Origin of the sequence: Candidatus Solirubrobacter pratensis, assembly GCF_000425945.1 — a bacterium.
Taxonomy (GTDB): Bacteria; Actinomycetota; Thermoleophilia; order Solirubrobacterales; family Solirubrobacteraceae; genus Solirubrobacter; species Solirubrobacter pratensis.
Window position 1 is genome coordinate 408,550 of the sequence record NZ_KE384481.1, and the last position, 25,361, is coordinate 433,910.

Annotated in this window: 28 protein-coding genes; 6 read left to right on the top strand and 22 right to left on the bottom strand. The window is 72.1% G+C overall.

All coding sequences use genetic code 11. The annotated features are described in order from the left end of the window. The first annotated feature begins 44 nt into the window (after positions 1-44). Genes H958_RS0131490 through H958_RS0131500 form a run of 3 tightly spaced genes read left to right on the top strand, consistent with a single transcriptional unit; the run spans position 45 to position 2,744 of the window. Complete coding sequence (locus H958_RS0131490) at positions 45-989, top strand: glycosyl hydrolase (RefSeq protein WP_037412183.1); 945 nt, start codon at positions 45-47, stop codon at positions 987-989. 10 nt (positions 990-999) lie between these two features. Continuing rightward, on the top strand, positions 1,000-2,010 hold the full coding sequence (locus tag H958_RS0131495; RefSeq protein WP_028061568.1) for a threonine aldolase family protein: 1,011 nt from the start codon (positions 1,000-1,002) through the stop codon (positions 2,008-2,010). Between the two features lie 2 nt (positions 2,011-2,012). Continuing rightward, positions 2,013-2,744, top strand: coding sequence for an SDR family NAD(P)-dependent oxidoreductase (locus H958_RS0131500; RefSeq protein WP_028061569.1), 732 nt, complete (start codon positions 2,013-2,015; stop codon positions 2,742-2,744). 36 nt (positions 2,745-2,780) lie between these two features. Here H958_RS0131500 and H958_RS0131505 read toward each other — a convergent pair whose 3' ends face one another. The 8 genes from H958_RS0131505 to H958_RS0131545 form a co-directional block, all read right to left on the bottom strand. Continuing rightward, entirely contained in the window at positions 2,781-3,203 is a 423-nt protein-coding gene (locus H958_RS0131505) for a hypothetical protein (RefSeq protein ID WP_156028435.1), read from the bottom strand. 103 nt (positions 3,204-3,306) lie between these two features. Next, positions 3,307-3,918, bottom strand: coding sequence for a hypothetical protein (locus tag H958_RS0131510; protein ID WP_028061571.1), 612 nt, complete (start codon positions 3,916-3,918; stop codon positions 3,307-3,309). Continuing rightward, the gene (locus tag H958_RS0131515; protein ID WP_196807659.1) at positions 3,915-5,087 is read right to left on the bottom strand and encodes a branched-chain amino acid ABC transporter substrate-binding protein; all 1,173 of its coding nucleotides are present in this window, start codon (positions 5,085-5,087) and stop codon (positions 3,915-3,917) included. The genes H958_RS0131510 and H958_RS0131515 overlap by 4 nt, the downstream gene beginning before the upstream one ends. A 56-nt stretch (positions 5,088-5,143) precedes the next feature. Further along, the gene (locus H958_RS44465) at positions 5,144-7,360 is read right to left on the bottom strand and encodes an LVIVD repeat-containing protein (protein ID WP_156028436.1); all 2,217 of its coding nucleotides are present in this window, start codon (positions 7,358-7,360) and stop codon (positions 5,144-5,146) included. A 159-nt stretch (positions 7,361-7,519) separates the two neighbouring features. Further along, positions 7,520-9,271, bottom strand: coding sequence for a copper resistance protein CopC (locus H958_RS44470; protein WP_028061573.1), 1,752 nt, complete (start codon positions 9,269-9,271; stop codon positions 7,520-7,522). After that, positions 9,268-9,861 (bottom strand): DUF1775 domain-containing protein, encoded by a 594-nt coding sequence (locus H958_RS47980; protein ID WP_051325076.1) that lies wholly within the window; start codon positions 9,859-9,861, stop codon positions 9,268-9,270. Before H958_RS47980 ends, H958_RS44470 begins: the two co-directional genes overlap by 4 nt. Positions 9,862-9,899: 38 nt before the next feature. Beyond that, a complete protein-coding gene (locus H958_RS47985; RefSeq protein ID WP_028061574.1) occupies positions 9,900-10,622 on the bottom strand; it encodes a hypothetical protein in 723 nt (240 codons plus the stop codon). A gap of 1 nt (position 10,623) precedes the next feature. Then, positions 10,624-11,448, bottom strand: coding sequence for a hypothetical protein (locus H958_RS0131545; protein WP_028061575.1), 825 nt, complete (start codon positions 11,446-11,448; stop codon positions 10,624-10,626). A gap of 238 nt (positions 11,449-11,686) precedes the next feature. On the opposite strand from H958_RS0131545, the gene H958_RS47115 reads away from it, so the two are divergent. Continuing rightward, positions 11,687-12,166, top strand: coding sequence for a hypothetical protein (locus H958_RS47115; protein WP_156028437.1), 480 nt, complete (start codon positions 11,687-11,689; stop codon positions 12,164-12,166). A 32-nt stretch (positions 12,167-12,198) separates the two neighbouring features. Beyond that, complete coding sequence (locus H958_RS0131555; protein WP_028061577.1) at positions 12,199-12,600, top strand: cupin domain-containing protein; 402 nt, start codon at positions 12,199-12,201, stop codon at positions 12,598-12,600. A gap of 395 nt (positions 12,601-12,995) precedes the next feature. Here the strand turns inward: H958_RS0131555 and H958_RS0131560 are convergent, their stop codons facing one another. The 14 genes from H958_RS0131560 to H958_RS41855 form a co-directional block, all read right to left on the bottom strand. Further along, the gene (locus H958_RS0131560; protein ID WP_028061578.1) at positions 12,996-13,211 is read right to left on the bottom strand and encodes a hypothetical protein; all 216 of its coding nucleotides are present in this window, start codon (positions 13,209-13,211) and stop codon (positions 12,996-12,998) included. 365 nt (positions 13,212-13,576) lie between these two features. Next, the gene (locus H958_RS48935; RefSeq protein ID WP_051325077.1) at positions 13,577-14,998 is read right to left on the bottom strand and encodes a transglycosylase SLT domain-containing protein; all 1,422 of its coding nucleotides are present in this window, start codon (positions 14,996-14,998) and stop codon (positions 13,577-13,579) included. Positions 14,999-15,092: 94 nt separating this feature from the next. Next, positions 15,093-15,587 carry a CAP domain-containing protein gene (locus tag H958_RS44485; RefSeq protein WP_156028438.1) on the bottom strand — a complete coding sequence of 165 codons (495 nt, stop codon included), beginning with the start codon at positions 15,585-15,587 and terminating at the stop codon, positions 15,093-15,095. An 823-nt stretch (positions 15,588-16,410) separates the two neighbouring features. Then, positions 16,411-17,079: a hypothetical protein gene (locus tag H958_RS0131585; RefSeq protein WP_028061579.1), complete on the bottom strand. Its 669-nt coding sequence runs from the start codon at positions 17,077-17,079 to the stop codon at positions 16,411-16,413. Positions 17,080-17,363: 284 nt separating this feature from the next. After that, positions 17,364-17,705 carry a pilus assembly protein TadG-related protein gene (locus H958_RS44490; RefSeq protein WP_051325079.1) on the bottom strand — a complete coding sequence of 114 codons (342 nt, stop codon included), beginning with the start codon at positions 17,703-17,705 and terminating at the stop codon, positions 17,364-17,366. After that, positions 17,702-18,184 carry a TadE/TadG family type IV pilus assembly protein gene (locus H958_RS49290; protein ID WP_156028439.1) on the bottom strand — a complete coding sequence of 161 codons (483 nt, stop codon included), beginning with the start codon at positions 18,182-18,184 and terminating at the stop codon, positions 17,702-17,704. The genes H958_RS44490 and H958_RS49290 overlap by 4 nt, the downstream gene beginning before the upstream one ends. 59 nt (positions 18,185-18,243) lie before the next feature. Further along, entirely contained in the window at positions 18,244-18,612 is a 369-nt protein-coding gene (locus H958_RS0131600) for a hypothetical protein (RefSeq protein ID WP_028061580.1), read from the bottom strand. A gap of 14 nt (positions 18,613-18,626) precedes the next feature. After that, positions 18,627-19,505 (bottom strand): response regulator transcription factor, encoded by an 879-nt coding sequence (locus H958_RS41840; protein WP_051325081.1) that lies wholly within the window; start codon positions 19,503-19,505, stop codon positions 18,627-18,629. Positions 19,506-19,606: 101 nt separating this feature from the next. Next, on the bottom strand, positions 19,607-20,299 hold the full coding sequence (gene phoU, locus H958_RS0131610; protein WP_028061581.1) for a phosphate signaling complex protein PhoU: 693 nt from the start codon (positions 20,297-20,299) through the stop codon (positions 19,607-19,609). A gap of 6 nt (positions 20,300-20,305) precedes the next feature. Beyond that, a complete protein-coding gene (pstB, locus tag H958_RS0131615; protein WP_081686484.1) occupies positions 20,306-21,178 on the bottom strand; it encodes a phosphate ABC transporter ATP-binding protein PstB in 873 nt (290 codons plus the stop codon). After that, positions 21,175-22,041 carry a phosphate ABC transporter permease PstA gene (gene pstA / locus H958_RS41845; RefSeq protein ID WP_037412184.1) on the bottom strand — a complete coding sequence of 289 codons (867 nt, stop codon included), beginning with the start codon at positions 22,039-22,041 and terminating at the stop codon, positions 21,175-21,177. Before pstA ends, pstB begins: the two co-directional genes overlap by 4 nt. Then, positions 22,038-23,033, bottom strand: coding sequence for a phosphate ABC transporter permease subunit PstC (pstC, locus tag H958_RS0131625; protein ID WP_051325082.1), 996 nt, complete (start codon positions 23,031-23,033; stop codon positions 22,038-22,040). The genes pstA and pstC overlap by 4 nt, the downstream gene beginning before the upstream one ends. Position 23,034: 1 nt before the next feature. After that, complete coding sequence (pstS, locus tag H958_RS41850; protein ID WP_156028440.1) at positions 23,035-24,165, bottom strand: phosphate ABC transporter substrate-binding protein PstS; 1,131 nt, start codon at positions 24,163-24,165, stop codon at positions 23,035-23,037. A gap of 61 nt (positions 24,166-24,226) precedes the next feature. Next, positions 24,227-24,586 carry a winged helix-turn-helix domain-containing protein gene (locus tag H958_RS41855; RefSeq protein WP_051325084.1) on the bottom strand — a complete coding sequence of 120 codons (360 nt, stop codon included), beginning with the start codon at positions 24,584-24,586 and terminating at the stop codon, positions 24,227-24,229. A 116-nt stretch (positions 24,587-24,702) separates the two neighbouring features. On the opposite strand from H958_RS41855, the gene H958_RS41860 reads away from it, so the two are divergent. Then, positions 24,703-25,335 (top strand): DUF47 domain-containing protein, encoded by a 633-nt coding sequence (locus H958_RS41860; RefSeq protein ID WP_051325085.1) that lies wholly within the window; start codon positions 24,703-24,705, stop codon positions 25,333-25,335. Positions 25,336-25,361 lie beyond the last annotated feature (26 nt).

A 25,361-nucleotide genomic window follows, 5' to 3' on the forward strand; every position in this document is an offset into this window, starting at 1 on the left:
TGTCTTTAAGCAACTCCAGGGGTGGGAGGCGGGTTCCGATGGCCATGCATCTGAGGAGAATCGCCTCGCTGGCCGCGCTCGCGGCCATGATCCTCGCCCTGCCGGCGACCGCATCAGCGAACTACCGCGTCGGCATGAGCGAGCAGAGTCCCGCCATGTTCGATCAACCCGCGTGGCAAGCGCTCAAGCTCAAGCGCGTCCGCTACATCGTCCCGTGGGACTGGTACAAGAACGCCGGTCAGAACAACGAGGTCGTGGGTTTCATGAACCGCGCCCACGCCGCGGGCCAGGACGTGCTCGTCGCCTTCTCCGCGCGTCGTGGTTGCTACGAGAGCGGCAAGTACTCGAGGTCGAGCGCATGCAAGGCGCCGTCGACGTCGGCCTACAAGTCGGCCGTGACGCGCTTCCACAAGGCGTACCCGTGGGTGAAGACATACAGCCCGTGGAACGAGGAGAACCACGTCTCGCAGCCGACGCACAGCAGCCCGAAGCGCGCGGTCCAGTACTACGACACGCTGCGCAAGGCCTGCAAGGGCTGCACCGTGATGGCCGCCGACGTGCTCGACCAGAGCAACGTGACGAGCTGGCTGAAGAGCTTCCTGCACTACTCGCACGGCCGCGGCACGATCTGGGGCCTGCACAACTACAAGGACGTCAACCGCCGCCAGTCCAAGGGGCTGACGAGCGTGCTCAAGACCGTCCCCGGCCAGCTGTGGCTGACCGAGACCGGCGGCATCGTGACGTTCCTGCCGGACTTCAAGACGTCGACGGCGCGCGCGTCGTCGGCGACCAAGTACATGTTCCAGCTCGCGGATCGGTACGACTCCAAGCGGAGCGGCTACCGCTCCAAGCTCACGCGGCTGTACGTGTACCGGTGGTTCGGCGAGGCGCCGGGCGCGACCTTCGACGCCGGACTGGTGAACCCGGACGGCACCCCGCGGTCCGCGCTGGCGCAGTTCCAGAAGTACGTCAAGAACCGCCTGAAGTAGCGTCCGGGCGGTGAACCCGCTCGTCAATCTCTATTCCGACACGCAGACCCGGCCGACGCCCGCCATGCGGCGGGCGATGGCCGAAGCCGAGGTGGGTGACGAGCAGCGCTTCGAAGACCCCACGGTCTCGGAGCTGTGCGCGCGCGTCGCCGCGCTGCTCGGCTTCGAGGCCGCGGTCTTCCTCCCCTCCGGCACGATGTGCAACGAGATCGCCTTCCGGCTGCACATCCGTCCCGGCGGCGACGAGGTGATCCTCCACCGCGGCTCGCACCCGCTGATCGCCGAGGCCGGCGGTCCGGCCGCGTTCGCCGGCGCGATGGTGCAGCCGCTCGACACGCCCGCCGGCATGTTCACCGGCGATGACGTACGCGGCGCGCTGCGGCGGCCGGGCAACCGCTACGAACCGCGCTCGCGCCTGGTCTCGGTCGAGCAGACCACGAACATGGCGGGCGGCCGGGTGTGGCCGGCGGCGCAGCTGCGCGGCGTCGTCGACGCGGCGCGCGAGGCCGGGCTGCGGCTGCACATGGACGGCGCGCGGCTGATGAACGCGGTCGTGTCGGCGGGCGTCCCGGCCTCCTCGTACACCGAGGGATTCGACACCGCATGGCTCGATCTCACGAAGGGCCTGGGCGCGCCGGTCGGCGCGGTGCTCGCCGGCTCGGCGGAGCTGATCGAGGAGGCGTGGCGCTATAAGCAGATGCTCGGCGGGGCGATGCGACAGGCGGGGATCCTCGCCGCCGCCGGGCTCTATGCGCTCGACCATCACGTGGAGCGGCTGGCGGACGACCACGAGCACGCTGCGCGGCTCGCGGACGGGCTGCGCGAAGCCGGCTACTCGGTCTGGCCCGTCGAGACGAACATCGTGATCTTCGACGTCGAGGGCGACGCGGGCGAGTGGTGCGCCGCGCTCGAGTCCAAGGGCGTGCGGATGGGCGCGGTCGGCCCGTCGGCGGTGAGGGCGGTCACGCATCTGGACGTCGACGCCGACGGCGTCGCGCGCGCGCTCGAGGCGGTCGCGTAGCCATGGATCTCGCAGGCAGGACCGCGCTCGTCACCGGCGCCAGCGGCGGCATCGGCGCCGAGCTCAGCCGCCGGCTCGCCGAAGCGGGCGCCGCCGTCGCCGTGCATCACCGCGACAGCGAAGCGGATGCGCTGGCGGTCGCCGAGGCCGTCCGCGCCGCGGGCGCGCGCGCTCTCGTCGTCCAGGCCGACCTCGGCGAGGCCGCCGCGGCGGACGCCTTGATCGATCGCGTCGAGCGCGAGCTCGGCCCGGTCGACGTGCTGGCCGCCAACGCCGGCCTCGGCCAGTCCGCGCGGTGGCAGGACGTCGACGCCGAGGCGTTCGACCGCATGTACGCCGTCAACCTGCGCGCGCCGTTCCTGCTCGCGCGCCGCGTCCTGCCGTCAATGGCCGGACGCGGCTACGGGCGCGTGCTGTTCACGTCGTCGATCGCGGCGCTCACGGGCGGGATCGTCGGGCCGCACTACGCCGCGACGAAGTCCGCGCTGCACGGCCTCACCCACCACCTCGCGGCGCGCGTGGCGCGCGACGGCGTGACGGTGAACGCGATCGCCCCGGCGCTGATCGCCGAGACGCGCATGCTGCCCGGAGAGCCGGCCGAGCTCGCCGAGCGGATCCCGGTCGGCCGCCTCGGCACGCCGGCCGAGGTGGCCGATCTGGCGCTCGCGATCCTGCGCAACGGCTACGTCACGAGCAAGGTGATCGCCGTCGACGGCGGGCTATATCCGGTCTAAACCGGACGTCCCCGCACCGCCGCCGACGGCGAGCTTTCACCCGAGCGGACCGCCCGGGCCGAGCGGGCCGGTCGGGCCGAGGTTGAACTGGTCCCAGGAGCCGGGGAGGTGACCCGGACCCAGCGGGCCCTTGTCGCCGAGCGGCCCATACGGGCCGGTGGGCCCGAAGTTGAACTGCTGCCAGTAGCCGGCTGAGCCGGGGACAGGCGGCGCCGCGGGCGCCGTCGCAGCCACGGGCGCCGCGGCCGGAGCGGGCGTCGCAGCCGGGGCGGGAGCGGCGGCCGCATGGTGCGAAGCGGTCCGGTGATGGCGCACGTGGTGCTTCTTGTGGTGCTGACGCGCGGCGTGCGTGCCGTGCCGGTGGCTTGCAGGGGCGGCGCCGGCGCTGGTCACCGGTCCGGCGAGCGCGAGCACCAATATGGCCGCGAGAACGGCCCGGGATCGCTTGAGCGTGGACATGTGGGGCGTCCACCTCCTTGGTCTTTCGAAACTTCTCGTCGACCTTCATGCTGCTCCTGGTGCGCCGCGCTCCCGCTGTCCCGAGGGCCAGTTGGGCCACGGCCTACGCTCGCGCCCGGCGCCGGCGCCGCAGGAGCGCCAGTGCGGCGCCCCCGGCGGCCAGCAGAACCGCGGCGGCGACCGCGATCGGAACCAACGGGCTCCCGCCCAGGTCGGCCCCGTGCAGCTCGGCCAGCCGGCGCACCGCGGTGTCGCCCGCCGCGGCGAGATCGCGACCCGGCGCCGGCAGCGAGGCGAGCCGGCGCTTGTCGGCGGCCGCCGGCAGCGCGCTCTCGCACGGCCCGACGCCGCGCTTGGCCACGCAGTGGTAGATGCCATAGCCGTTCGGCATCACGACGAGCAACCAGTCGGCGTTGAACTGCGCGAGCTCCTGGGCGAGGAACTGGGCGTAGCTCTGCGGCTTGCGGTAGAGCAGTCCCGCGGAGCCGAGGTCGTAGACGTGCGCGATCAGCGCGACGCGCACCGGGTACCCGGCGGCCTTGGCCTTGGCGATCGTCGCCGTCAGCGCCTGCGTGCTCGCCTTCGGCAGCTTCTCGTAGTACGGGAAGAAGACGCGGTCCTTGATCAGGACGTCGCTCGCCGGGTCGCCGTCGGCGCGCGCGGCGGCCGGCGCCGCGAGCAGCGCCGCGGCGAGCAGCGCGGCGAGCAGCCTCACTGCAGCGCGTCGGTGCGGAGCGACCGGTTCCAGGCGAACTTCCCGTCCTTGACCTGAAGGATCACCCGGTTGTCGTAGAGCTGCGTGTGGTCGCGCGCGAAGCGGACCACGCCGAGGAAGTCGGTGAAGTTCGCATCGAGCGTCGTCAGGCCCGCGAGCATCTTCTTGCCGTCGGTGCTGTGCGCCTTGTCGATCGCGTGCGCGAGCGTGCGCACGGCGTCGTAGGCCTGCAGCGCGTCGAAGCCCGGCGCGCGCTTGTAGACCTGCTTGAAGCGCTCCGCCCAGTGCGCCGCGGTCGGCGTGTTGCTGCCCGACGCGGTCGCCGTCACGAACGCCCCCTCGGCGCCGTCCGGCCCCGCAGCGGCGAGGAAGTCCGGGCTCTCGGATCCGGCCGACGCCGTGAACGTGCCCTTGTAGCCGGCCTGCTTGAGTGCCTTCGCGAGCGCGCCGCCGGTCTTCGCCGCACCGGTCCAGTAGACGAAGTCCGGCTTGCCCACGAGGGTCGCCTTGGCGATCGTCGCGAGGTTGCCCTCGTCGTCGACCGTCTGCAGTCCGACGACCTTCGGGGTCTGGTCGACGAGGCCGATCGCCTGCCGCGCGAGCTCCTTGGACTCCGGCGAGGAGTCCTGCAGGACCGCCAGGCGCGCGGCCCGACGGTAGTTCATCCAGAAGACGGCCGAGAGCGCCTGCTGGTAGACGGTCCCGTTCATCAGGTACGTCGACGCCGTGTCCTGGTTGACGAGGTCGTCGCTGTTGGCGGAGGTGACCAGGAACGGGATCCCGGTCGAGTCGATCACCGGGACCTCGCGCTCGGCCGCCTCGTCGCACATCCCGCCGATCACGCCGGCGGTGCCGCCGCCGTCGGAGAGGAACGACTTCGCCGCCTCGTAGGCGACCGGTGCCGAGCACGCGTCGTCGACGACGTCGAGCGTGAGCTTCTTCCCGAGGACGCCGCCGCGCTCGTTGATCTCGGCGACCGCCAGCTCGGCGCCGTCGGTCAGGTCCTTCGCGCGCGTCCCGAGCTCACCGGTTCGCTCGACCGGGGCGAGCACGCCGAACGTCACCGTGCCCTTCAGCGCGGTCTTGTCCTGGTCCTTCTTGCTTCCACAGCCCGCGGCCAGCCCCGCTGCCGCCAGCAGCGTGAGCACGATGCCGCCCCTCCGTACCACGATCACTTCTCCTTGCGATGTTGCGTGGGCCGCCGTCGCCGGCGGCCCACGATTTCCTACGGCGCCGTCGTCGACAGCGTGAACGTCAGCAGCTTGCTGTACGACCCCGTGCGAAGCGGGTCGTTGGCGTTGATGTGCTGCTTGAAGCCGATCGTGACCGGATCATTGGAGATCGGCCCGGTCCACGATGCCTTCGACAGCGTCACCTGCAGCGGGTCCGGCAGCGCGAACGAGCCGTTGGTCAGGTGACCCGGATCGGACACGCTCAGCGTCGCGTCGCCCGCGGTCGAGATGACGTTGGCCGTCGTCTGCGCGCTGTAGTCGTTGGCGACGCCCGGCGTGAACGCGCCGAAGCTGGCCGGCGCGCCGAGCGTCAGCGTGAGCGTTGCCGGCACCGAGCCGCCCACGGGCGCGTCGACGTTCGTGGTCTTGGCCGGCGTCTGCGACGAGTCGCACGAGTTCCAGCACACGCGCGGCTGCACGACGCCCTTGATCGGGCCGCTGTAGCGCAGTACGTCGATGCCGCGGTTGTAGTCCGCCACGTAGACGTAGCCGTTGTGCCAGTACGCGGCCGAGGAGTTGTTGGCCTGCTGGCCCGTCGCCTGCGGGATGCGGATGTACGCGGCCTGGTCGATCTTCGCCGGGTCGGACACGTCGAGGATGCGCGTGCCCTGGCCGTAGAACGCGATCGCGACCATGTTGCCGAGCACCGTGAACCAGTGCGCCGAGCAGCTCGCGCCCGGGCTCGCGCCCGGCCAGTCCTTCGCCGAGTAGCTGCCGATCGTGGGGACGAAGAAGCGGTTGCTCGCGCTCAGGTTCGGCGACCAGTCCTCGCCGTTGTAGCTGCCCGCGAGGTCGGCGATCCGGAACTGGCCGGCGCCGCCGCCGCTCGTCGTGGTGCAGTTGACGACGTTCTCCTGGGTGATGTACTGGAGATCGGTCTTCTTGTAGGTGTTGCCGTCAGACGACGCGACCGTCGGCGACGAGTGGTCCGAGGCCGCCTGCGTGACGTGGTAGGAGTTGTGCTCCAGCGTGCTCGTCGCGAACTGCGGATCGTCGGAGTGCACGCTGCCGCCGGCGTACGGGACCGGGTCGGTCGCCGTCGCGTAGCGGTCGGTGTTCGTCGTCGGATCGTGGTGCAGGCCGTTCGTGTAGAAGCCGCGCACGCCGCCGAAGCCGGACGTCCAGGCGATGCCGTTCTGGTCGACGTCGACGCTGTGCGTGTAGGCGGTCGTGTTGTTGTTGCGCTTGAGGTCGACCGGCTGCGCGTACGTGTACGGGTGATTGACGTCGCGCACGTCGGTCACGAAGACCGGGACGCCCGTCCATTCCGGGTGCAGCACGCCGGCGATGTCCTGCGGCTGGCCGTCGGTGTGCGAGCCGTTGTTGGCCGGCCCGACCGTCCACAGGTAGCGGCAGTCGTTGATGCAGGTCTCCGTGTGGCCCGCCGGGACCCAGTGGTAGGCGACGACCTGCGGGTGCCACGGATCCTTGACGTCGATGATGTAGACGCCGGTGCGGCCGTTCGGGTGGGAGCGGTTGCCGAAGCTGCGCGGGTCGCGAGCCAGGAACACGAGCTTGCGCTTGGTGTCCACGGTCGGGTTCTCGCCCTCGTAGAAGCGGGCGTCGGTGTCGGCCGTGCCATGCGCGTCCGCGCCCTGCATGAGCTGGCCGGCCGGGACCGCCGAGACGAAGCTGGGCTTCTCCGGGTTCTTCAAGGACCAGATCGAGAGGCCGCCCGTGCCGTCGCCGATCATGAAGTCGTAGCCGAGCTTGTCGTAGTGGATGAAGTTCGCGCCGGCGTCGTTGCCGTTGTTGGTCGGCGTCGTCTGGTTGCCGGCGAGGCCGCGCGTGTTGTAGAGCCAGTCGATGTTGTCGCTCTTGACCGCGCCGTCGGCGGGGTTGTGAACGTCGGGGAGGGGCGCCGGGGCGTTCGCGTCGGTGCTCGGGCCCGCGTTGGCGCCGGCCAGCGACGCGGCCTCCTTGCTCGCGTTCTCCTGCGCCGCGGTGCAGTCGGCGGCGTCGGCCGCCGCGGCGGCGGTCTTGGCGACGTCGCTCGACGCCGCATCACGCGCCTTCGCGGACCGTGCGGCGGTCGCGCACGCCTGCGCGGCAAGATCGTTCGCGCGGGCGACGCTCGCCTGCGTCGTCTCCGCGATCGTCCCCGGGTCGTCGGCCGGACCAGCCGGCGGACCCGCGAACGCCGTGCCTGTACTCAACAGCATCGCTGCGGCCAGCAGCGATCCCACCGCGACGCATCTGCGCCCCTGCATACGCATCCCCCTCCGTTGACCCGGGAAACCGGAAGGAAGTTAACCGGACGATTAAGGCCGGTCAACGGACAACGGCGTGGAGAAGTGTCAACGCCACGATCAGCGCGGCGATCCCGGCCGCCAGGGCGAGCAGCGCGAGCAGCAGGCGCGTGCGGACGCTCATCCGTTCGCCTTGTCGAGGAACGTGACCGTGAACGGGCGGCCCTGCGGCGGTTCGACGTCGATCGTCAGGCCCCAGTGGCCGACCATCACGAGCGCGGGCGCGTCGCGCCCGTAGACGCCGGGGGCGGCTTCGGGCAGACGGTAGGCCTGGCGGCCCATCTCCATGTCGAGCATCGCGAAGCCGGCTGTGACAACGGCTCGCTGCACGGGCGTCCCGTCCTTGGTGATCGTGACCGCGAAGCGGTTCGGCACCGCGGCGCGATTGGGTGCGATGGTCAGCGCGAGGCGGTAGCCGGCCTGGGCGGCGGTGGTGTGGACGCGGCCGGGGCCGACGCGGGCGGCGGGCGCGCCGAGGTCGGCGACGGCCTTGGCGGGCGGGGCAAGGCTCGTCAGCACCGCCGCGGCGAAGACGGCTCCGGCGACGATCACGATCTCGCCCGAGACGAGACGGCTGGCGGCCGGGCGTCCCGACTGGATGCGCGGGCGGGTCCGCAGGAGGTTGACGGCGGCGAGCAGGAGCGCCGCGACGATGAGCGCGATCTTGGCGATCAGCGCCTGGCCGTAGCCCGTGTCCCACAGCGACGACAGCGCCGGGAGGTGGATGACGGCGGCGGCGATGCCGGTGGCGATCAGCGCGCCGACCGCGGCCAGCGCGACGTTGGAGAAGCGCGGGACGGTGATTGCGAGCGCCTGCGGCGCGGTGCGCCAGAGGACGAGCAGGCCGAGCAGGCCGCCGATCCAGACCGAGCCGGCGGCGAGGTGGATCCAGTCGAGCGCGATCGCCAGGCCCCGGGGCGAAGTCTGTCCGGCGTGGCCCGAGACGCCGGGGATCAGGACGACCGCGGCGGCCGCGAGCAGTGCGCCGCTGAGCGCGAGCAGCTCGGCGACCGACCGGCGGGGCCGCTCGGGACGGTCGACCGCGATCGCGACGCCGGCCGCGAACGCGAACAGCGCGAGCGTGAGCTCGAGGTCCAGGTAGCCGCGGCCGAAGGCGGAGACGTCGAGCAGCGGAGCGAGAGCGCCGAGGTCGAGCGGGCTGCGGAGCGTGAACTGGGCGGTCGCGAGGACGAGGTAGACGGGCGCGGCGAGCAGCCCGGCGCCGGTCGCGATCACGAAGGCGACGGTGACCGGCCGCAGGTTCGCGGCGCGGGCGGGGCGGGCGATCAGGATGCGCAGGAGGAACAGCCCGATCGCGGCCATCGCCGCCAGCGTCACGATCCAGCGGGCCGCGAGCAGGCGCGGGGTCGCCGCGGTCTCCGACACGCTCGGGACGACGAACTGCGGCGCCGGTCCGGGGTTCGGGCCGACGGCGTACGTGAACGCACCGCGGACCGGGTGGCCGTCGACCGAGATCACGCGCCAGTAGACGAGATACCAGCCCTGTGGCTGGGACCGCAGCGCGACGACGATGGTGTCGGGGTCGCCGGACGGCCGGCGCGGGTTGGACGCGGTCCGGCGATGGCCGGCGGCGTCGGTCACGGAGATCGCCGCGAAGCGCGGCTCCACGGGCTCGCTGAACGTCAGCCGGACCTGGCCCGGGGCTCGGTCCACGACCCGGCTCGCCGACGGGACGGCGCGCACGAGGACGGCGTGGGCGTACGCGCTCGAGGGCGCGAGCAGCGCGGCGGCGACAACGGCGGCGAGCGCGGCCCAGCGCTTCACGGGCGTCCGGCTCCTGCCGTCGCCGCCTGCGGCGGCCGGCGCCCTCACGGCCTCCGCGCGCGACGCGATCTCCGCCCGGGCGCTCACGCGAGCTCTCTTCCCCCCGCCCGCAGGAGCAGGGCGATCGCCCCGGCGACGAGCGCGAGCGTGGCGATCAGGAAGTCGACGACGGCGAGCGTGCCGCCGCCTCCTCCGCCACCGCCGAGCGAGTCCTTCGCGGTGATGGCCGGCGCGGGGGTGTCGGCGCCGCCGCTCCAGTCGACCACGGTCCCGTCGGAGTACGTCTGGCGCACCTTGAACGCGTACGTCTTGGCGGCGCCCGGCTCGCCGACGAACTGGAACGTCGCCGCCTCGCCGGTCGGCACGCTGCCGCCCGTCCATGTCGCCTTCGTGATGTCGACCTCCTCGCCCGAGCCGGTCTGGTCGGTCGCGCGCTTCCAGCCGGGGGCGGCGACGAACGAGTCGATCGTGAAGCCGTCCGGCGGCGTCAGCTCGATCTGGGTCGTGGTCGCACCCTCCTTCTCGGTGGGGACCGCGAGCGTGAAGAGCTGGCTCGTCTTGGCGGTGACGGTCGGTGGGCTCAGATTCGCGTGCGCGGACGCGGTGTCCGTGTAGGCGAGCACGGCGGCGACGGGCAGGAGCGCCAGCCACCGCCCGCCCGCGAGCGGCCTGGTCAAGTTCGGTGTCCTTTGGGTTGATGGTGTTCGGCGTGCGGTCAGGCGACGGCGAACGGCGGCGCGCGAGCGCCTGGCGGACGGTGCGAGACGCGGCTCGCGGCACGAGCGGGCCGCGGCCGCGCGTAGGCGCCCGACCGGGACCGGCGGCACGCGGCGCGCAGCCGCGCGAGCGTGCTGCGCATCCACGCGAGCACGTGCTCGGCTGCGGTCGCCAGCGCGCCGGCGAGCAGCGAGAGCGCGGCGAGGATCGGCAGCGCGTCGCGATGGACCGGCCCGAGCAGGCACTCGAGCCCATGCCAGCCGAGGCCCGCGCGCCAGTGGACGAACGATTCGAGCGCCGCGAACGCGAGTGCGGCGGCGGCGAACAGGCCGCCTGCCCGCGGAAGCAGCACCCCGGCGCGCAGGCGCGGCGCCCGCGCACGCGGCTCCAGCAGCCGCCGCTCGTTCACCCCGAGCGCCGCGAGCCACAGGACCGCGCTGGACGCGGCGATCCCGAGTGCGATCGAGACGATCGCGACGAGCGGCAGCGCGGGGCCGCCGGCGCGGTCGAGCAGCGCCCGCGCCTCCGGGGCGGGGCTGAGGGCATACGCGACCGCGCGCGAGCCGAGCACGACGAGCGCGACGGCGACGACCCACGCAAGGCGCTCGGCCGCGGCGTGCACGTGGGGTCGCACCGCGCCGCGGTCGCGGGTGGGGCGCTCGGCCGCGGCACTCGCGTGGGGTCGCGCGGCGCGGCGGTCGTTCGCGGGTCGCGCCGGCACGTCAGCTCACGTTCAGCGTGAACGGCGCCGTGAGCACCTTCCCGCGCACCTTGCATTGGATGAACAGGCGCCACGTCCCCGGCACAGGCAGCAGGACGCCGACCTCGAGCTTTCCCGGCGTCTGCGACGTGCCGGTGACCTGCGCGCCGCCCAGGGTGCTGGTGCAGCCCGACGCGCCGGGGGCGCAGACGTGGGTGTGGAAGTAGTCCAGCGTGCCGGTGCGGAAGAAGATCGCGTGGGCGAGCGCGCCGTACCACGGCGTGAACGCGGCGGGGCGCCCCTTCGGGTCGGTCACGGTGATGCTGAGGAACGCGGCCTCTAGCGCCTTCAGCGCGGGCTTGCCCTCGATCGCGAGCTTGTAGCCGTCGACGACCTGGGTGGGCTCGTACGCGGGGATCGGCTTCGCGTGCGCCTTGCCTGAGACGGTGATCCAGCGGAACAGCTGGAAGTTCTTCTGGGCGGCCGGAGCCCCCGGGTAGGCGTCGACGACGACGCGGTAGCGACCGGGCTCCTTGAAGGTGACCTTGTCGCCGACCGTGCCGTCCGGCTGCACCGGCGGATGGTGGTGGATGATCGTCGACAGGTCGTCGCGGACGAAGAGGACGTGCACGCCGGTGTGGGGGCCGGCGCCGGTGGCGTACTTCGTCAGCGGCTTGCCGTCGGGCTGGTCGATCCGGAACGAGACGTCCGTCGGCCTGCCCGCCTCGGCGGTGTCGCCGGGCTGAAACGCCGCGAGCCGGAACTGCCGCGCAGGCGGCGGTGCGGCGAGCTGCGGCGCGGCCGAGCCCGCGTCGCCACCGCACGCCGCCAGTGCCACGGCGAGCATCGCCGCAGCGACTATCGGAGCGGCAAGCCGCCCCACCCTCCTTGACCCCATCGCCGCAACAATAGCCCCGGTGCGCGCGAACTCGACAGCCGTCGGTCTCGTCGCGCTCATGCTCTGCTCAGCGTGTGCGGCGGGGACCTCGGCCCCCTCCCCCACCGGGACGGCCGGCGCGTCGCGGGCCGGCGAACCGCGCCCCGAGCCGAGCGTCGATCCGCATCTCGCGGCGCGCCACGGTCTCGTGCCGACGCAGATCGGACGCGGGCCGGAGTTCCAGCCGGTGGCGCGGGCGCCCAGGGCCGGCTGCGAGCGCGGCCGCGTGACCGGTCGCTTCCGCGCGCACGTCGAGCTTTTCGGTCGCCGCCACGCGATCGTGATCCCGGCCGCCATCGGGATCGGCGGGCAGACGAAGCGCCAGTACGGGCGCATCGTCGCGGCGGACTGCCGCGCGGGCATGCGGACGCTCGACCCCTCGGGCGTCGTGCACTTCGACCGCGAGGGCCTGCGACTCGGCGACCTGTTCGCGGTCTGGGGGCAGCCGCTCGGGCGCGCGCGGATGCTCTCGTTCCGGGGGCCGGTGTCGGTGTTCGTCGGCGGCCGGCGGGTCACGGCGGATCCTGGGGATGTCCCGCTGCGCGACGGCGCCCAGATCGTCGTCGAGAGCGGCGGGTACGTCCCGCCCCATCCCTCGTTCCGGTTCCCGCCGAGGACCGCGCCGTGATCGCGCGGATCCCGGCGGCTAGCGTGGGACGCATGGACATCAAGCGGCTGCCCGCGGAGCCGGACGTCGTCGCGCCCGACGGCTCGGACGTCCGGATCCTGCTCGGGGTCCCGCGCGGGACATTGGCGCACTTCCGGCTCGGCCCCGGCGAGACGTCGCTGGCCGTCAAGCACCGCACGATCGAGGAGCTGTGGTACTTCGTCGGTGGCCGCGGGCAGATGTGGCGGCGCGCCGCGGACGGCGAGGAGCGCATCGACGACATCGAGGCGGGCGTCAGCATCGACATCCCGGTCGGGACGGCATTCCAGCTCCGCGCCATTGGAGACGAGCCGCTCAGCGCGGTGGCCGCCACGATGCCGCCGTGGCCGGGAAGCGGCGAGGCGATCGCGGAGGAAGGTCCGTGGACGCCGACAGTCGAGCCCGGTCCCGCATAGCCCTCATCGGACCAACCCCGACCGCGGGGCGCGTTGCCGTCACGGCGACGAGCGGTGCGCCGGCGCCGGCGCGGGGCGCGTTGCGGTCACCGGCGACGAGCGGGGCGGCGGCGCCCGGTCATCAGCCCGAGGATGCGCGCCACGTGCGGCGTCGCGGACACGTTCCAGCGCTGCGCGGCGCGCGCGAGGATCGGCGCGAACGGGGTGCGAATGAAGCCGGAGCACCGCCCCGTGCGACACGCCGGCCGCTCCGTCGCCGGTACCGCCGTCGTCGCCCGCGATCCGCCGTCGGCGGTTTCGTCTCCATCCGTGCGGGTCCCACCGTCCCCGTCCGCTGCCGGCTTCGCGCCCGGCCGCGAAGGCGGTTTGACGAGGCCGAAGTGCTACGAGGAATGCTATACCGGGCGGCGCTGCTTCTCCTCCGCGCGAGCGGCGTGGCGCGGTCCGCGAATCCCGCCCGGCTGAATCACGATCGCGATCGCCACGAGCACGATGACGAGGTAGTTCCACAGCGCCCCGTCATCGAAGATGTCGACGACGAGCAGGGCGAATGCGGCGAGTACCACCACCCAGTACGCCCACGAGTAGCGGGCGCCGTAAGGACCGATCATTCCGCGGCGATCCGCGAAGTCGGGCCGTGCCTCCCGCTGTTCCGGGTCCGGCATGCTGCGACGAGTATCGCCCAGCGCGGACCGCGCGGTCAACCGGACGGCCGTCCGGGCTTTCGACGGCTGACCGCGAATGCGCCACAGCGGCCTGGAGCGCCGTCCGACAGCTTCTCCACGCCCCGGACGGCTCGACGCCTGGCCGGCGGGTCAGCCGGTGCTGACGTCGGGCTGCTGGTATTGGTCGGCGGCCTTGCGACGAGCCGCTCAGCGCGGTGGGCGCCACGATGCCGCCGTGGCCGCGAAGCGGCGAGGCGATCGCGGAGGAGGGTCCGCAGACGCCGACCGTCGAGCCCGGTCCCGCGTAGCCGTCATTGGACCAACCTGACCGCGAGCGCGTCGCCGTCACCCGCGACGAGCGGCGCGCCGGCGCCGTTCATCAGCCCGAGGATGCGCGCCACGTAGCCGCGAGTCTCGGGGATGGCGGGGATGCACCCGCAGGCGGAGACGGCGCCGGGACCGGCGTTGTATGCGGCGAGCGCGAGTGGGACCGATCCGAACCGGCGCAAGAGGTCGCGCATGAGGTGCGCCTGCGCGCCGATCGCCTGCTCCGGCTCGAACGGGTCCTCCAGCCCCATGGCGTCCGCCGTCGCCGGCATGAACTGCGCGATGCCAAGCGCACCCGCGCGGCTACGGGCGAAGGGGTTGAACGTCGACTCGGCGTAGATCTGCGCCGCGAGCAGCGTCGCGGACACGTTCCAGCGCTGCGCGGCGCGCGCGAGGATCGGTGCGAACCGGGCGGGAACGAAGCCGGGCACCGCGCCGTGCGACACGCCGGCCGCTCCGTCGCCGGTCCACTCGTCATCCGTGCGAGCCGCGCCCGCGGCGGTTCCGGCGCCGTCCGCGCGGAGCGCACCGTCCCCGTCCGCTGCCAGCTTCGCGACCGGGCGCGACTGCGGGTTGAGCGCGTAGCCGAAATGCCACGGCTCCCACGAGTAGCGCTGGATGAAGTGGAAGGCGCCCGCGTGGGCGGCGAGCCAGGCGTACGCGAACGGCGGGCCGAGGTCGAGCTCGGTGCCGTAGCGGTGCAGGGACGTGCCGGGGCGGGCGACCATCTTCGGATCGGGATGCTGTGCGAACAGCGCAGCCTGCTCGGCGTCGGTGCGGTAGCCGCTGTTGATCAGCAGCGTCACGCCGTCGGCCCGCGCGGACGCCTCCATGCGGTCGAAGGCGAGCGCGACGTCCGGGCGCATCGGCTTTCCCTGGCGGAAGTCGAGCGGGCCTTCGTAGCCGCCTCCTTCCGCGAAGCCGGTGATGTCCGCTGGGCCGAGCTCCGCTTCCGCCGTGGCGGCGATCTTCGCCTCGCGCGCCGCTCGGCCGTGGCCTTCGCGCACCGTCTCCCGCACGGTGACGCGGACGCGGACCGGCGCGATCGTCTTCTCGTCGGGGAAGGAGACCTCGGCGCGGCTCGCGCCGTTCGCCCGTGCGACCTCGAGGGCCCGTGCCCGTCCAAGCGCGAGGTACTCGGCTTTCTCGAGGTGTTGCGGGTTCGGCTGCCGGCGGATGAGCGCGGGCTCGAATAGCCGCCCGTAGCTCTCGTGCATCGCCCTTCCGGCCGCGACGGCGGCGAGATCCGCGGCGCGCTGGGCGCCGGCCTCGCGTCCGACGGCGCGCGCGACCGCTCCCACGATCACGGCCGCGATGACGAGGCCGGCCAGACCGCCGACGAGCAACACCGCCGCCTGCCCGCACGCGGACGTGACATGGTTCGCGGAGCGGGGCTGGGGCGGCATGCCCGCAGCGTCGCCGAGAACCCTGTGACGGATCTACGCGCGTCTGTGAAGAAAGTGCGACAAGTGCAGGGAGATCGCCTTGCCCCTCACCGCCTCACGCCGAAGTCGACCGTGTAGGTCGCGCCGTCCCGGCCGGCGTCGCCGAACGGGACGCCAAATGAGACGCCGACGCCGACGTCGCGGAAGTCGGCGCGTCGAGCAGATTCGAGCGGTGGCCGCTCGAGCGCATCCATGCGGTCTCGACGGCACGCGGCGTGTCGAGCGATCCGGTGCCCCACGCAAGATTCTCGCCGAGCGTCCAGTCGGTGCTGCAGCGCGTGTAGCCGGCGCGGACGATGCGGTCGGCGACGCTCGCGCCGCTCGCCGAGGCGTGAGCGAAGTAGCGGTCCTGGACCATCTCGACGGAGTGCGCGTGGGCCGACCTGTCGAGTCTGCGGTTCTCCTTCAGGGGCGGGATGCCCCGCCGGCCGCGCTCGGCGTTGTGCAGGCAGATGACGGCCGCGCGGATCTGGTCGAGGTTCGCGGCGCCGGGCGCGAGGTCGGCGTTCGGGCAGTCGGCGGCGTGAACAGGCGTCGCGAGCGACGGCATGAAGGCGAGCGTCGCCGCGAGCACGGCGAGTGCCGACCGTGAGGAGACATTGGGCGCAGGGCCATCGCGACCGCCTCTCAGGCGCGGGCCCGTCACGAGGACGGGTCATCGGTATTACCACCGGCAAACGCGTCAGTCAAGGAACCTTTACTGCGCCGGATTATGGCCTAATGAGGCCGGGGATCGGAGGACGGCGTCTGCGCCGAGCAGCTCGTTCTCCAGCACGTTGGTGGGCCGGGTGATCGGTTTGGGCCGCGTGGCGAAGGGGGTGCGCGACGAACCTTCGAATAGTTCGAAGGTTCGTGGGGCACCCCTCACGGCTCGTGCGCTGTGATGGTCGCTTGCGCGCGAAGAGGCCGCGGCGATGATCGATCGTGACCGGCGCCCCGGCTCAGCGGGATGGACGCGCATCCTTGCCCGCGCAGCAGGTGATCCTGCCGCGGGCGGCTCGCGCCGGACAGTGATCACCGGGCCGGGGCTGTCGCGACGAGGCGTGGGTGCGGCGCGCGAGTGAGACGGGGAGCGGGTCCGGCGCGGCGAGGCGCGGGTGCGGCACGGCGCCCGGGCAGGTCGAGCGAACTGCGCTGGCAATGGAGTTGGTCAGCGTGGTTGCGCGGTTCGCGAGGCCGGGTGATCGGTTCGGGCCGCGCGGCGAAGGGGTGTGCGACGACTTCGAATAGTTCGAAGGTTCGTGGGGCACCCTTCATGGCTCGTGGGTGGCGATGATCGGTCGTGCGCGAAGACACGACGACGATGATCGATCGTGACCGCGTAGCCGACCCACTCCCCTGACCGGCGCACTTCTCCGCGACCCGCGCCCGGATCAAGGGAGCGGCGAGCAGCTCGGGCGCTCAACGATGGCCAGGGCGCAATGGGCATCCGAGCCGAGGAGCTCGGAGATCGCCCGAGGCGCGCGGAGCCCGGCGTGGGCGAGGCGGCGAGTGAGGCCGCGCGGGAGCGGTGTGGACACGAGGACCGGCACGTCGAGGTGCTCGAGCGAGGCGACCGCGAGCTCGGCGAGTGGCCCCTCGCGGTCCGGCGCGACAACGATCGCGAGCTCCTGGGCTGCGACCGCGGCTTCGAGCGCCGGCGTCAGCGGCGCGGTGATCGCGAGGACCGCGAGCGTGCCCGCGACTGGGAGGCGGTGGGCCGCGATCGCGGGCGGCCATGCCCGGAGCGCGGGAACGTCCGCAGCGATTGCGGCTTCGAGCGGCGCGGCGACCGGGGGAGTGCCGGCGACCGGCGGGGGGTCGGCGATGTCCAGCGGAGCGTGCGCCCAGGCAAGCCGGCCGCGGGCGGTCGCATCCAGGCCCTGGGCGGCGAGCCGCGTCGCCAGCCGCCGTGCGGCCGGAGCGCCTCCTTCACCACCGCCTCGTGACGGCGGGTCACCGCCGATCACGACCACGGCCGCCGCTCGGGCACGCCCGATCCGGCGGAGCGCGAGCGCCACCGCCGCGGCGACCGGCTCAGCCTCCCCCGCCTGCCCGAGCACCGCAACGGTGACGATTGCGCGGCTCTCGCCGGGAGAGCCGCGATCCGATGCCCCAGGGAGACGAACTCGCCGCGGCGTCGCGTGATCGCGCGGTGCGCTCGGGTGATCGCGGGCGTGGATCGGCGGCGCCCACCCGGCGGCGGTCCCGCGGGGCGGTGCTGGTTCGGGCCGGTCGGGATCCGCCGCCGGGCGTGCTCCCGGCGTGCGCCGTTGAGCGTTCGCGGCGCCGCGCGACGCCGCGTCGGCCTCGACCGGGGGTGGGGCGAGGAACCAGTCGCGGAGGCTCATCGCGTCCCCGGTCCGGCGTGGGCGTGCTCGTCTGCGGCGAGTGTGTCGGCGAGCGCCGCGATCGGGAGGTTCGGGCGGACGTGGACGTGGACCGACGGACCGTCGACCTCGATCCGCGCTCGCTCACGGGTGCCCTCGGGGAGCGCGTCGCGAGCCGCTTGGCGCGGCTCCCGGCCCTGGAGGATCGCGAGCGCTCCGGCCTCGGCGGCCGCGCCCGCCTCCTCGTGCGCGGCCTGGGCGGCGGCGAAGGAGAAGACCGCCAGCGCGATAAGCAGGACGAGCGGGAGGAAGGCGATCAGCTCGATCGAGGCCTGACCGCGATGGGATCGGACGGTCATGGGCCTTGGCGCTCGAAGTGGCCGGTCGCGGCCACGCGGCCGACGTCGAGCGCGCGGATGACCGCAGGGATGCGGACGGACACGCGCACATCGCCGTCCGCGCCCGCGGTGACGCGGAGACCGCGCTCCAGCGGCGCGGGGAGATGATCGCGCGCCGCCTCGCGCGGATCGCCCCCGACGGCCTGGGCGCGAGCGGCGGCGCGGGCCGCGGCGCGAGCGTTCCACAGGGCGTCGCCCGCGAGCAGGAACTGCCAGCCCGCGAACAGCGCGAGAACGATGAGCGGGAGCAGCGCGACGAACTCGACGGACGCCTGTCCGCGCTGGGAGGCGTCGGGGCCGGCGAAGACTCGCGGGATGCGGCGAGCGGCAAAGACCCGCGCGATGCGAGGGCCGGCGACGGTCCGCGCGACGCCCCGGCCGCCGAAGCCCCGCACCCAACCGCGCGAGAAGCGTGGTCTCCTGTCGGCTCCGCACAGCACCCGCCCAGCCTCCCGCGCGCCCCTGCAACGGGTCTACGCGCGGATGTGACGAAAGTGCGTCAGTACGTCGTGTGCGCGCGCCAGACGCTGTAGATCGCGTAGGCGGCCGCGCCGAGCATCGCGAGCCAGATCAGGGCTCCCAGGCCGCCCGCGTCCCACATCCGGCGCGTCGCGATGAGGGCGAACGCCGCGAGTGCGAGGGCGCCGTAGAGCAGCCCGCGCTGGCGCTCCTCGAGCCCGAGGATCGTGTCCCGGCGCTCCATGTAGATCCGGAAGCCGAGGAACCCGACTCCGCCGATGAAGATCACCGAGAAGACGTTCCCGACGGTGTTCGCCCCCGTGCCGCCGCCTGGGAGCTTCCAGACGGCGACGGCGAGCACGATGATGATCGCGATGTTGCGAAGGTGCTTTACCGCGTCCGGGCCCATGAGGCCCTTCTAGGTTAGACCAGCTCGACCGCGGACTCGTCGACCGGCGCGAAGGCCTGCGGATCGAAGCGCGCGCCCGCCTCGCCGGCGGCGGCGAGCGGCTCGCCTCCCTCCGTAGCGGAGGAGGCCGAAGCGGACGCCGGCTCCGCCGCGAAGCGGTAGCCGATGCCGAAGTGGGTGTGGATGTAGCGCCACTCGGGCGAGACGCGCTCGAGCTTGCTGCGCAGCTTGCGGACGAAGACGTCGACGGAGCGGTCGCCGTGCACCATGGCGTAGCCCCACACGCGCTGGTAGATCTCCTCGCGCTGCAGGACCTGGCCCTCGGCGTCGGCGAGAAGCTGGATCAGCTCGAACTCGCGCCGCGTCAGCTCGACCGACGAGCCGCTGACGAAGGCCTGGAACTGGTCCGCGCGGATCTCGACCTCGCCGACCACCGTCGGGCCCTTCTCGACCCGCACGTCGGCCCGCTTGCGGCGGCGGACGACCGCCTCGACGCGGGCGATCAGCTCCTCCGGGTGGCACGGCTTGGTGACCCAATCGTCGGCGCCGAGCCGGAGCCCGCGCACCCGCTGGGCGACCGAGGACTGGCCGGTGCAGACGACGACCCCCAAGTGCGGCAGGCGCGTGCACAGCTTGTCCAGGTAGCTCCAGCCCTGCGGCCCCAGCACCGCGAGGTCGACGACCACCGCGTTGAGCCGCATGGCGACCATGGCGTCGAGCGGCACCGGGGAGGCAAGCACTCGGTACGGCCAGCCGGCCCCCTCGAGCCGCTTGCCCAGCACCTGCAGGAACCCGGTGTCGGAATCGATCACCGCCAGGCGGATCCCCGCCTGACCGGCGGCGCCGTTGCGCCGCTCAGCCCCCGCAGGGGCCTCACTGCCGACCGTCCTCATCCCCGCGCACATTACTCACGAAGAAGGCGGGTCGGGGTTTGTCCACCCTCGAAATAACGATCTGGTTACAACGCGAGAACGAGATTTGCGGGGATTGCGAATCAGACCTGGCCAGGAGTCGAGGCGTCGGAGAACTCCCGGAACAGCCCCGTGACCACGAATGCGACCTGCTCCCCGATGTCCACCGCGTTGTCGCCGATGCGCTCGAGCGCGCGCGCGACGAGCATCATCGACATGGCCCATTCGCGCCGGTCCGCGTCGGTGCCGACCTCGACCGCGCGGGCGAACACGGCGCGGTTCAGCCGGTTGATCTGCTCGTCCTGACGCACCAGGTCCTCCGCAACCCGCACGTCGCGCAACAGGAACGCCTGCTTGGACTGCGCCACCTCCGAGCGGGCCAGCTTGCCCATCTTGAAGATGTGGTCGAGCATCACCTCGTCCGACGGCGGTTCGAAGCCGACCACCGGCAGCATCTTCGCGATGTTCACGCACTGGTCGCCCATGCGCTCCACGTGCTTGATCACGTGCAGCAGCGCGGCAACCGTCCGGAGATCGGAGGCGACGGGCGCCTGCAGCGCCAGCAGCGACAGGATCCCCTGCTGGACCTCGAGGTACCTGCCGTCGATCCGGTCGTCGTCCGCGACGACGATCGAGGCGAGCTCGATGTCCTGGTGCTCCAGCGCCTCGAGCGTGCGGTCCAGGGTCGAGACGACGAGGTCGAGTCCGCCGAGCGCCTGCTCCTCGAGCGCGCGCAGCTCCTCCTGGAAGTGAAGCCGGCCGTGTCCCGTAGCCACGGCGAACTACCCGAACCTGCCGGTGACGTAATCCTCTGTGCGCGAATCGTCCGGGTTCGTGAACAGCTTGTCGGTGTCCGTGAACTCCACCAGCTCGCCGGCCAGCATGAACGCGGTCTTGTCGGCGACGCGTGCGGCCTGCTGCATGTTGTGGGTCACGATCACGATCGTGAAGCGCTTCTTGAGCTCGAGCACGAGCTCCTCGATCTTCAGCGTGGAGATCGGATCGAGCGCCGACGCGGGCTCGTCCATGATGATCACCTCGGGCTCCACAGCGATCGTGCGCGCGATGCAGAGCCGCTGCTGCTGGCCGCCCGAGAGCCCGATGCCCGGCTGCCCGAGGCGGTCCTTGACCTCCTCCCAGAGGCCCGCGCCGCGCAGCGACTGCTCGACGCGCTCCTTCACGTCGCCGCGCCTGCCGCTGAGCCGCAGGCCGGCCGCGACGTTGTCGAAGATCGACATCGTCGGGAAGGGATTCGGCTTCTGGAAGACCATGCCGATCACGCGCCGGACGGACACGACATCCACGTCGGAGCCGTAGACGTCCTCGTCGTCGAGCAGGACCGACCCCTCGGCGCGCGCGCCCGGGATCTCCTCGTGCATGCGGTTGATGCAGCGCACGACGGTCGACTTGCCGCAGCCCGACGGTCCGATCATCGCGGTCACCTGATTGGCGGCGTAGGTCAGGCTCACGCCCTTCACGGCGTGCTGATCGCCGTAGTAGGCGTGCAGCCCTTCGAGCTTGACGGTGCGCGCGGGGCTGGTGATCTCCACCGGCGCGCGCCGCTCCTTCTGCTCCCGGATCACGGCCGCGACGTCGGGCGACACCGGCTTCTCGCCGGCCCCCGCCTGGGTGGCCTGCTTCGGCTCGGTGCTCATGCGAGTCGGCTCCTTCGCTGTACGAGTCGGGCGATCAGGGTCAGGATCAGGACCATAACCACGAGGGTGAGGGCCGCGCCCCATGCCCGCTCCACGATGTTCGCCTGGGGCTGGCGGACGTCATTGAAGATCTGGATCGGCAGCGAGTTCATCTGCTGGCCGAGGTTCCAGCTGGTCGCGTTGACCGCGAACGCCGTGAACAGCAGCGGCGCAGTCTCGCCCGCGCCGCGGGCGATGGCAAGCATCGAGCCGGTCACGAGGCCCGGTAGGGCCGTGGGCAGCACGATCCGGAACACGACCTTCCAGCGCGGCGCGCCGAGCGCGAGCGCCGCCTCGCGCAGCGAGTTGGGCACGAGGTTCAGCACCACCTCGGCGGAGCGCGTCACGACCGGCAGCATGAGCAGCGCCAGCGCGACCGAGCCCTTCCAGGCGGTGAAGTTGCCGCCGATCCCCGTCAAGACGAGGACGATGTAGATGAACAGGCCGAAGACGATCGACGGCACGCCCGTCATCACGTCCACGAAGTAGCGGACGAGGTTCGCGAAGACCGACTTCTTGCCGTACTCGACCAGGAACAGCGCCACGCCGATCCCGGCCGGCACGGCGATCAGCGACGCGAGGCCGACGATCAGGATCGTGCCGACGATCGCGGACTTGACGCCGCCGGGCGGCCCGAGGAAGCGGCCCGTCGGGTCGGTCGTGAAGAAGTCCCAGCTGAGCGCGCCGAGGCCCTGCTTGAGCAGGTAGTAGACGACCAGCGCGAGCGGGACGAGCGCGATCAGCGTGCCGGCCAGCAGCACGCCCCGCATGATCTTGTCGGTGCGCCGGCGGTTGGCCGGCACCGGAGCGATGATCGCGCTCATCCGGCCATCCCCTTCGGCACGCCGCGGGACGTGGCGCGCTCGGAGCGGACCACGAAGTAGCGCGCGGCGGCGTTGATGATCAGCGTCAGCACGAACAGCACGAGGCCCGCGGCGATCAGCGCCGCGCGGTGTGTCGGATCCGACGCCGCCTCGCCGAACTCGTTCGCGACCACGGCGGCGAGCGTGTAGCCCTGCGAGAAGAGCGTCTTGCCGATGTCAGGCGCGTTGCCGATCACCAGCGTGGCGGCGATCGTCTCGCCGATCGCGCGGCCCAGGCCGAGCATCGAGGCGCCCGTGATGCCGGCGCGCGAGTACGGCAGCACCGCCATCCGGATCATCTCCCAGCGCGTGGCGCCGAGCGCGAGCGCTGCCTCCTTGTGCTCGACCGGCACGGTCGACATCACCTCGCGCGAGATCGCCGAGACGATCGGGAGGATCATGATCGCGAGGATCAGCCCCGCGATGAAGTAGTTGGGGCCCGCGACCTGCCCGCCGATGAACGGCAGGAACGAGAAGGCGTCGGAGAACCACTGCTCGATCGGCTTGAGCTTGGGGATCAGCACGAACACGCCCCAGAGGCCGTAGACCACCGACGGGACGGCGGCGAGCAGCTCGACGAGGATCGTCAGCGGCTGCTTGGCGCGCCGCGGCGCCAGCTCGGTGATGTAGAGCGCCGAGGCGACCGCGACCGGGACGCCGATGGCGAGCGCGATCACCGAGGTGATGATCGTGCCGACGAGCAGCGGGAGCGCGCCGTAGAGCTGCTTCGACGGCACCCACTCGTTGGAGAAGACGAAGTTGACGAAGCCGTACTGCGAGAAGACCGGCTCGGCCTCGATGTACAGCTTGACGAAGAAGAAGGCGATCAGGGCGAGGATCGCCGCCGCCAGGCCCGTCAGACCCCAGCGGAGGACCTGATCAGGGAGGCGGGACAGCGGCGGTCGCGCCAGCGCGCTGGAGCGACCGCCGCGGGAAACAGTCCCGGCTTCCATGTCAGGTGCCCGAGATCGCCTGCCCGTTGCACTGGAGCCCGTCGACCTTCGCCACGGCCTTCTGGTGCAGCTCGTCGGGCAGCTTGGCGTACTGCAGCTCGCCGGCGACCGCCTGGCCGTCGCCCTCGGCGTACTGGAGCCAGGCCTTGATGCGCTTGGCCGCGGCCTCGTCCTTGCCCGCCTTGCAGACGTCCTGGTAGACGAGCAGGAACGTCAGCGCGGTGATCGGGTACGCCGTCTTGCCCGGTGCGTCGATCGTGGAGATGCGCAGATCGTCCGGGATCGTCAGGCCGTCGGCGGCAGCCGACGTCGAGTCGAGGGTCGGGGCGATGTAGTCGCCGGACTTGTTCTTCACGCTCGCGAACGTGAAGTTGTTGGCCAGCGCGTACGCCTGCTCGACGTAGCCGACCGCGCCCGCGTTCTGCTTGATGCAGGCCGCGACGCCGTCGTTGCCCTTGGCGCCCGTGCCGCCCGGCCACTTGACCGACTTGTCGACGCCCGGGCCGTTCTTCCACGCCGGCGAGTACGCGGCGAGGAAGGCGGTGAAGTTCTTCGTCGTGCCCGACTCGTCGGAGCGGTGGCAGATCGAGATGTCGCTGTCGGGCAGCTGCGTTCCCGAGTTCTGCGACGCGATCTTGGGGTCGTTCCACTTCGTGATCTTCTGCAGGAAGATGTCCGCGATCGTCGGGCCGTCGAGCTTGAGGCCCGACTTCACGCCGTCGAGGTTGTAGGAGACCGTCACGGCGCCGAGCACCGTGGGGATGTGGACCGGGTCGCCCTTCTTCTGAGCCGCCGTGAGCTCCTCGTCGGTCATCGCCGAGTCCGACGCGCCGAAGTCGACCGTCCCGGCCGTGAACTGGGCGACGCCGCCACCGGAGCCGATGCCCTGGTAGTTGACGGTCACGCCCGACTTCTGCTGGAAGCGAGCCGCCCACTCCTGGTAGACGGGCTGGGGGAACGTCGCGCCCGCGCCGTTGAGTGAGCCGCCGAGCTGCCCCGTCTTGCTCCCCGAGCCGCCTCCGGACGGAGAGTCCGGGACTCCGTTGCTCGAACTGTCGCTGCCGCACGCGGCAGCCCCGAGGGCCAGCGCGGCCGCAGCGGCAAGCGCCGTCATGAGCCGTGTGGTTCTCATCAACCCTTCCTTCTCTGTCATGGTCGGTGCCGACCCTCGCAGGGGCGCAAGGACAACTCTGTTACCGACCTGTTCCCGAGCTGTGAAAAAGGTGTGAAGGCTCCGGCTGGAATCGATATCCGAACCCGAAGTGGGTGTGGATGAACCCCCATTCGGGCAAGGCCGCCGCCAGCTTCGTCCGCAGCTTGTGGACGTAGACGTCCACCGACCGGTCGGACGCGCGCAGCGGCATGCCCCACACCGTCTCGTACAACTCCTCTCGCGGCACGATGCGCCCTTCGCGCCGTGCCAGCGCCGCCAGCAGCTCGAGCTCGCGGACCGAGAGCGACAGCGCGCGGCCGCGAGCGCGGGCGAGGTGCTCCATCGGCCGGATCTCCAGCTCGCCCGCCTTCAGGACCTCCGCCTGTTCACCCGTGTGCATCCCCGCGTACGATCTGACGGAGCGGGTTGATCGCGGTTACATCCCCGTGAACCGAGCGTGAAGAAGTTGTAAACCGCCGGCTGCCCGCGCAGCATGCTCTATAGGTTGCGCCCCCGATGCGTCGCGCCCGACCCGATCCAGAGCTTCTCAGCCTGTTCGAGGAATCCGGCCGAAACGTGCAGCGCACCTGCCTGCTGCTGCGCGATCTCCTGAGCGATTACCCCGAGCAGGCTCCGCTCGCCCGCGAGATCCTGCTCTGCGAGCAGGAGGGCGACCGCATCGTCCACGACATCCTGCACCGGCTCGCCGCGCGCGGGAGCCGGCGCGCGCAGCTCGACTCGGCCGACGTCCACGCCTTGGCCGGCGCGCTCGACGACATCGTCGACTACGCCGAGGAGTGCGCCGACCAGCTCGGCCTCTACGGCGTCGAGGCGCCGATGGAGCAGGCGCAGCAGATCGCCGGGGTGCTCGTCGGCGCGGCCGAGCACGTCGCGACCGGCCTGCGCGGCCTGCGCAACGGGCTCGACGTCGCGCCGCAGCTGGTCGAGATCCACCGGCTGGAGAACGAGGCCGACAAGCTCCAGCGCGCCGCCCTGGCCGATCTCTTCGTGGCCGGGATCGACCCGATGATGGTGATCCGCTGGAAGGACATCTTCGAGACGCTCGAAGCCGCCGTCGACGCCTGCGAGACCGTCGCCAACGTGCTCGAGGGCATGACGCTCAAGCGCGCCGCCAACGGCTACGCCTAGCGCGCTCAGGCGCCGGCGGGGCCGGC

Bases quoted from the DNA above. Each gene is read 5' to 3' on its own strand.
- H958_RS0131555 (WP_028061577.1), top strand. From the start codon at position 12,199: ATGGACATCAAGCGGCTGCCCGCGGAGCCGGACGTCGTCGCGCCCGAC.
- H958_RS0131490 (WP_037412183.1), top strand. From the start codon at position 45: ATGCATCTGAGGAGAATCGCCTCGCTGGCCGCGCTCGCGGCCATGATC.
- H958_RS48935 (WP_051325077.1), bottom strand. From the start codon at position 14,998: ATGCCGCCCCAGCCCCGCTCCGCGAACCATGTCACGTCCGCGTGCGGG.
- H958_RS44485 (WP_156028438.1), bottom strand. From the start codon at position 15,587: ATGCCGTCGCTCGCGACGCCTGTTCACGCCGCCGACTGCCCGAACGCC.
- pstC (WP_051325082.1), bottom strand. From the start codon at position 23,033: ATGGAAGCCGGGACTGTTTCCCGCGGCGGTCGCTCCAGCGCGCTGGCG.
- H958_RS0131560 (WP_028061578.1), bottom strand. From the start codon at position 13,211: ATGATCGGTCCTTACGGCGCCCGCTACTCGTGGGCGTACTGGGTGGTG.
- pstS (WP_156028440.1), bottom strand. From the start codon at position 24,165: ATGAGAACCACACGGCTCATGACGGCGCTTGCCGCTGCGGCCGCGCTG.
- H958_RS0131505 (WP_156028435.1), bottom strand. From the start codon at position 3,203: ATGTCCACGCTCAAGCGATCCCGGGCCGTTCTCGCGGCCATATTGGTG.
- H958_RS44465 (WP_156028436.1), bottom strand. From the start codon at position 7,360: ATGCAGGGGCGCAGATGCGTCGCGGTGGGATCGCTGCTGGCCGCAGCG.
- pstA (WP_037412184.1), bottom strand. From the start codon at position 22,041: ATGAGCGCGATCATCGCTCCGGTGCCGGCCAACCGCCGGCGCACCGAC.
- H958_RS0131600 (WP_028061580.1), bottom strand. From the start codon at position 18,612: ATGGGCCCGGACGCGGTAAAGCACCTTCGCAACATCGCGATCATCATC.
- H958_RS0131500 (WP_028061569.1), top strand. From the start codon at position 2,013: ATGGATCTCGCAGGCAGGACCGCGCTCGTCACCGGCGCCAGCGGCGGC.
- H958_RS41860 (WP_051325085.1), top strand. From the start codon at position 24,703: ATGCGTCGCGCCCGACCCGATCCAGAGCTTCTCAGCCTGTTCGAGGAA.
- H958_RS0131545 (WP_028061575.1), bottom strand. From the start codon at position 11,448: ATGCTCGCCGTGGCACTGGCGGCGTGCGGTGGCGACGCGGGCTCGGCC.
- H958_RS44490 (WP_051325079.1), bottom strand. From the start codon at position 17,705: ATGACCGTCCGATCCCATCGCGGTCAGGCCTCGATCGAGCTGATCGCC.
- H958_RS41840 (WP_051325081.1), bottom strand. From the start codon at position 19,505: ATGAGGACGGTCGGCAGTGAGGCCCCTGCGGGGGCTGAGCGGCGCAAC.
- pstB (WP_081686484.1), bottom strand. From the start codon at position 21,178: ATGAGCACCGAGCCGAAGCAGGCCACCCAGGCGGGGGCCGGCGAGAAG.
- H958_RS41855 (WP_051325084.1), bottom strand. From the start codon at position 24,586: ATGCACACGGGTGAACAGGCGGAGGTCCTGAAGGCGGGCGAGCTGGAG.